Origin of the sequence: Wolbachia endosymbiont of Drosophila barbarae (genome assembly GCF_044752445.1) — a bacterium.
GTDB lineage: Bacteria > Pseudomonadota > Alphaproteobacteria > Rickettsiales > Anaplasmataceae > Wolbachia > Wolbachia pipientis.
Genome location: NZ_JBIXJM010000194.1, coordinates 1 through 3,764, shown reverse-complemented (window position 1 = coordinate 3,764; position 3,764 = coordinate 1). Strand labels below are relative to the sequence as shown.

Sequence of the window (3,764 nt, the reverse complement as noted above, 5' to 3'; positions counted from 1 at the left end):
ATATACTGCAAAAAATTGAACATAAGACGCCGATACATTAAGTAATCCTTACCTTTTAATCTGCAGATTGACGAAAGCAAATACAATAGCTTCACTATCATGATAAGGGCGCTGGTGGAGTTTGTCAAGTAAGTTTTTTGTTTCTATTGAATGACAATTGTGGCTTGGGCAAGAAATCCATTGATTTACAGCAGGTTCTTTGTTACAGTCCACAGTTATGCAAAGAAACTTAAAGCCTCATGAGTTTATTTACAGCCAGTGATTTACATAATTTGGAACTGTATAGCTGAGTATTGTATATGATAATATTGATAACAAACGATGATGGCTTTGGAAGTGAAGGAATAAAATTACTCAAAGAGATTGCACGGAATTTTGCGTCAGAAATATGGATAGTGGCACCAGATACTGATAGAAGCGGAGCTGCAAGATCTCTTGATTATCCAGTGAAACAATCTATTGGAATAAAACAACATAGTGAAAGGGAATTTAGTGTGTCTGGTACTCCTGCAGATTGTGTCATTATTGCGCTAAATAAAGTTATGAATAAAAAACCAGACTTAATATTGTCCGGAGTAAATATTGGATCAAATGTCGGGGACGATATTTGTTATTCAGGAACAATTGGTGCTGTAATGGAAGGTGCTGCAAGGTCTATACCTTCTATTGCGCTAAGCCAAGTTTATCATGATAAAATAGACTGGCACAATACAAAGGTTTTTGCACCAAAGGTTATTGCCAAGCTAGTTAAGGTTGGTTGGCCTAAAAACATAGTGATGAGTGTAAATTTTCCTGCTACGGAAAAAGTAAAAGGAGTAGAATTTGCTGAACAAGGTGAATATAACATTGATGGGGATTTAACTTTTACTGAAAATTCGAATGGCTCTTTTAGCTTAAATTGGTCTCGAGAGCACTCAGGCAGTGGTAGTATAAATAAAATAAAAGAAGGATTTATTACTATTACACCGGTAAAATTAGATTTTACAGATTATGATACATTGAATACTATGAGAAATTCTTGTGCAGACGAATTTTCTTCTATAGCTGACTGAGAAAAACATTTGCATTGCTCCTAATAGATATTTTCTATTGTGTTATCGCGAGCAATTATTTTTTCTTCACCTGTATCCATGTTTTTAATCTTTAAAGTTTTACTACTCAATTCTTCATCGCCAAAGATTAAAGCAGCTTTAGCATTTGCTTGATTTGCTTTTTTCATTCGGGTTCTGAGCGTTCCGCTATATTCATAGATTACATATAAACCATTTCTGCGCAATTCATTTGCAAGTGTTAAAGCATGTTTTTCAGCCTCTCTACCGATTGGAATTAGGTAAATAGGTCGCTCTTCTTTCGGAGAATAATTGATTAACTCCATTATGCGCTCAATACCCCCTGCAAATCCTATTGCTGGAGTGTGTTTTCCACCTACTGAAGATACTAAATTATCGTATCTTCCACCGGCAAAAACTGCCCCTTGTGCACCTAAATCCTCTGTAACAAACTCAAACACTGTGTGGCAATAATAATCCAAACCTCGAACTAGTTTATTGTTTACGGTATAAGGTATATCAAGAATTGTTAATCCATTTAGTATTTGTTCAAAGAAATCTGAGGACTCTTTCGTATAATAATTGCTGATTTTAGGCGCATCAGAAATTATTGATTTATCTTTCTCATCCTTGGAATCCAGTATTCTGAGTGGATTTTTAATCAACCTATTTTTGCTATCTTCTGATAGGTCATTTTGATACTTTGTAAAGTACAAGATCAAAGCTTCTCTATATTTAGTTATTGTTTCACCATCACCTAAAGAGTTGATTTCCAGCTTTACATCTTTATTGATGCCAAATTCAGTTAGTAAGTGCTGAGCGAGTGATATCAATTCAATATCAGCTTTTGGATCTTCTATGCCAAAAACCTCAAAATTTATCTGATGAAATTGCCTTTGTCTTCCCTTTTGCGGTCTTTCGTAACGAAATGCAGGCCCTGTTGAAAATAATTTTATCGGTGTTTGCAGTTTTTTTTCAATTAATAGCCTGACAATCGCTGCAGTGAACTCAGGACGTAAAGTTATGCTCTTTCCCCCTTTATCATTGAAGCTATACATCTCTTTAGTGATGATATCTGAGCTATCACCTAAGGTTTTTGTAAAAACCTCCGTGCACTCAAATATTGGAGTTTGGGCGGGCAAAAAGCCGTATAGACTTGAGATTCTATTTGCTGTTTGCTGAATGTATTTAAACTTATACCACTCATCAAATAGAAGGTCTTTCGTTCCTCTAACTGTTTGATTAGTCATAGTGTAGTCTCTATACCCGCAACCTCTGGTATGTGGTAGCTCAGCATATTCTGCACTCCTTGCTTTAAAGTAATTGCAGCACTTGGGCACCCAGAGCAAGCTCCTTGTAATTCAACATAAACTATCCCGTCTTTATAGCCACGAAATTTGATATCGCCACCATCTTGAGCAACTGCAGGTTTGATATAACTTTCCATCAATTCTTTTATTCTATTTACAATTTCTATATCATTCTCATCGAAAAATTCTTCATCCGGTATATTATTATCATTTACTCCTTCTTTATCTAGTGCTTTTCCACCTGAAGTAAAGTGATCCATGATTGTAGTTAAAATTTCTACTTTTAATGTATCCCAATTAATTCCACCCAATTTTGTTACTGAAATAAAATCATGACCAAAAAACACTCTTACCACATGTTCTATTTGAAAAAGATTTGCTGCTAGTTTAGAATTTTTTATCTCATTTGCATTTGAAAAATCAGCCGTTTCTCCTTCGTTTAAAATTTCAAATCCAGGAAGGAATTTTAGCGTATTTGGGTTTGGTGTTTCTTCAATCTGGATGAACATGTTATTTACCATGACAATTATAATTGTTACTATTTAATCATAAAATGATAAAAAAATATACATGTCATTCATCTTTTTTCTTTTTTTAGTATTCATAGTAATTACATTTGTCTTGCCTAGCGTTGTTGTATTTTTTCTTTTCCTGACAAAAAAAAATAATATGAGTTTCATGATGAACTCTATATTGAGTAAGTTTTTGAACGAATTTAATAGCAGTAGAAGTTGTACTGAAAATTACACTGGTGATAACATGTCCAAGGATGAAGCATTAAAGATACTGGGGCTGAATCCTGAGGCAAGTCAAAATGAAATCAATAAAGCATATCAAAATTTAATGAAATTAGTTCACCCAGATAAGGGAGGCTCGGAATATTTTGCGCAAAAGCTAAATGCGGCACGTGATAAATTGTTAAAAAAGTGATCTTAAAAAAAGTTTTCGTTTAACGAATTTCTTCCTTTGCTTTTTCTAAATACTCCAATATTGCTTCATGTAGTGCAGTCCATGTTATCTGTTCTTCCAGGGAAGGTATAAATTCTTGTCTCCAAGCATTCTTAAACTCCTGAAACCACTGTTTTTCAAAACCCTGAAATTCTAAAGAAATATCTACTTTAAAGCTATCAATTAAACTGGAAACTTCTGCAGCTTTAGAGCTATCTAGTGATTTTAAAGATAACACTCCACTCTTTAAAATCTCTAACTCTTCCAATACATTAAGCTTAAATGGTTTATAGAGTGAAGACCATATGCGATATCTTAAATAAGAATCATAGTATAACTTAATTTTGTACATTAAAGTGGTAGATGCATCAGGAGAAATGTTATTCTCATATTGTGCAAGAGAAGATAATAAATTCTCATAATCTACTTTGCTTAAACATGGTTGTAGAGTCGATTT

General features: G+C 33.8%; 4 protein-coding genes and 1 pseudogene. 2 read left to right on the top strand and 3 right to left on the bottom strand.

Annotated elements, in window-relative coordinates:
- Nucleotides 1–299 precede the first annotated feature (299 nt).
- Nucleotides 300–1,052, top strand: coding sequence for a 5'/3'-nucleotidase SurE (surE, locus tag ACIPNH_RS04195; RefSeq protein ID WP_264723958.1), 753 nt, complete (start codon nucleotides 300–302; stop codon nucleotides 1,050–1,052).
- A gap of 20 nt (nucleotides 1,053–1,072) precedes the next feature.
- On the opposite strand, the gene hisS is transcribed toward surE, so the two are convergent.
- Together hisS and ACIPNH_RS04185 are read right to left on the bottom strand one after the other, a co-directional pair.
- Entirely contained in the window at nucleotides 1,073–2,299 is a 1,227-nt protein-coding gene (gene hisS, locus ACIPNH_RS04190) for a histidine--tRNA ligase (protein ID WP_264723957.1), read from the bottom strand.
- Nucleotides 2,296–2,868, bottom strand: a complete 573-nt coding sequence (locus tag ACIPNH_RS04185; protein WP_264723955.1) for a NifU family protein — start codon at nucleotides 2,866–2,868, stop codon at nucleotides 2,296–2,298. Before ACIPNH_RS04185 ends, hisS begins: the two co-directional genes overlap by 4 nt.
- Nucleotides 2,869–3,028: 160 nt before the next feature.
- On the opposite strand from ACIPNH_RS04185, the gene ACIPNH_RS04180 reads away from it, so the two are divergent.
- On the top strand, nucleotides 3,029–3,289 hold the full coding sequence (locus ACIPNH_RS04180; protein WP_264723953.1) for a J domain-containing protein: 261 nt from the start codon (nucleotides 3,029–3,031) through the stop codon (nucleotides 3,287–3,289).
- Between the two features lie 19 nt (nucleotides 3,290–3,308).
- Here the strand turns inward: ACIPNH_RS04180 and ACIPNH_RS04175 are convergent.
- Nucleotides 3,309–3,764, bottom strand: a pseudogene (locus ACIPNH_RS04175) (N-acetylmuramoyl-L-alanine amidase); the annotation flags it as partial.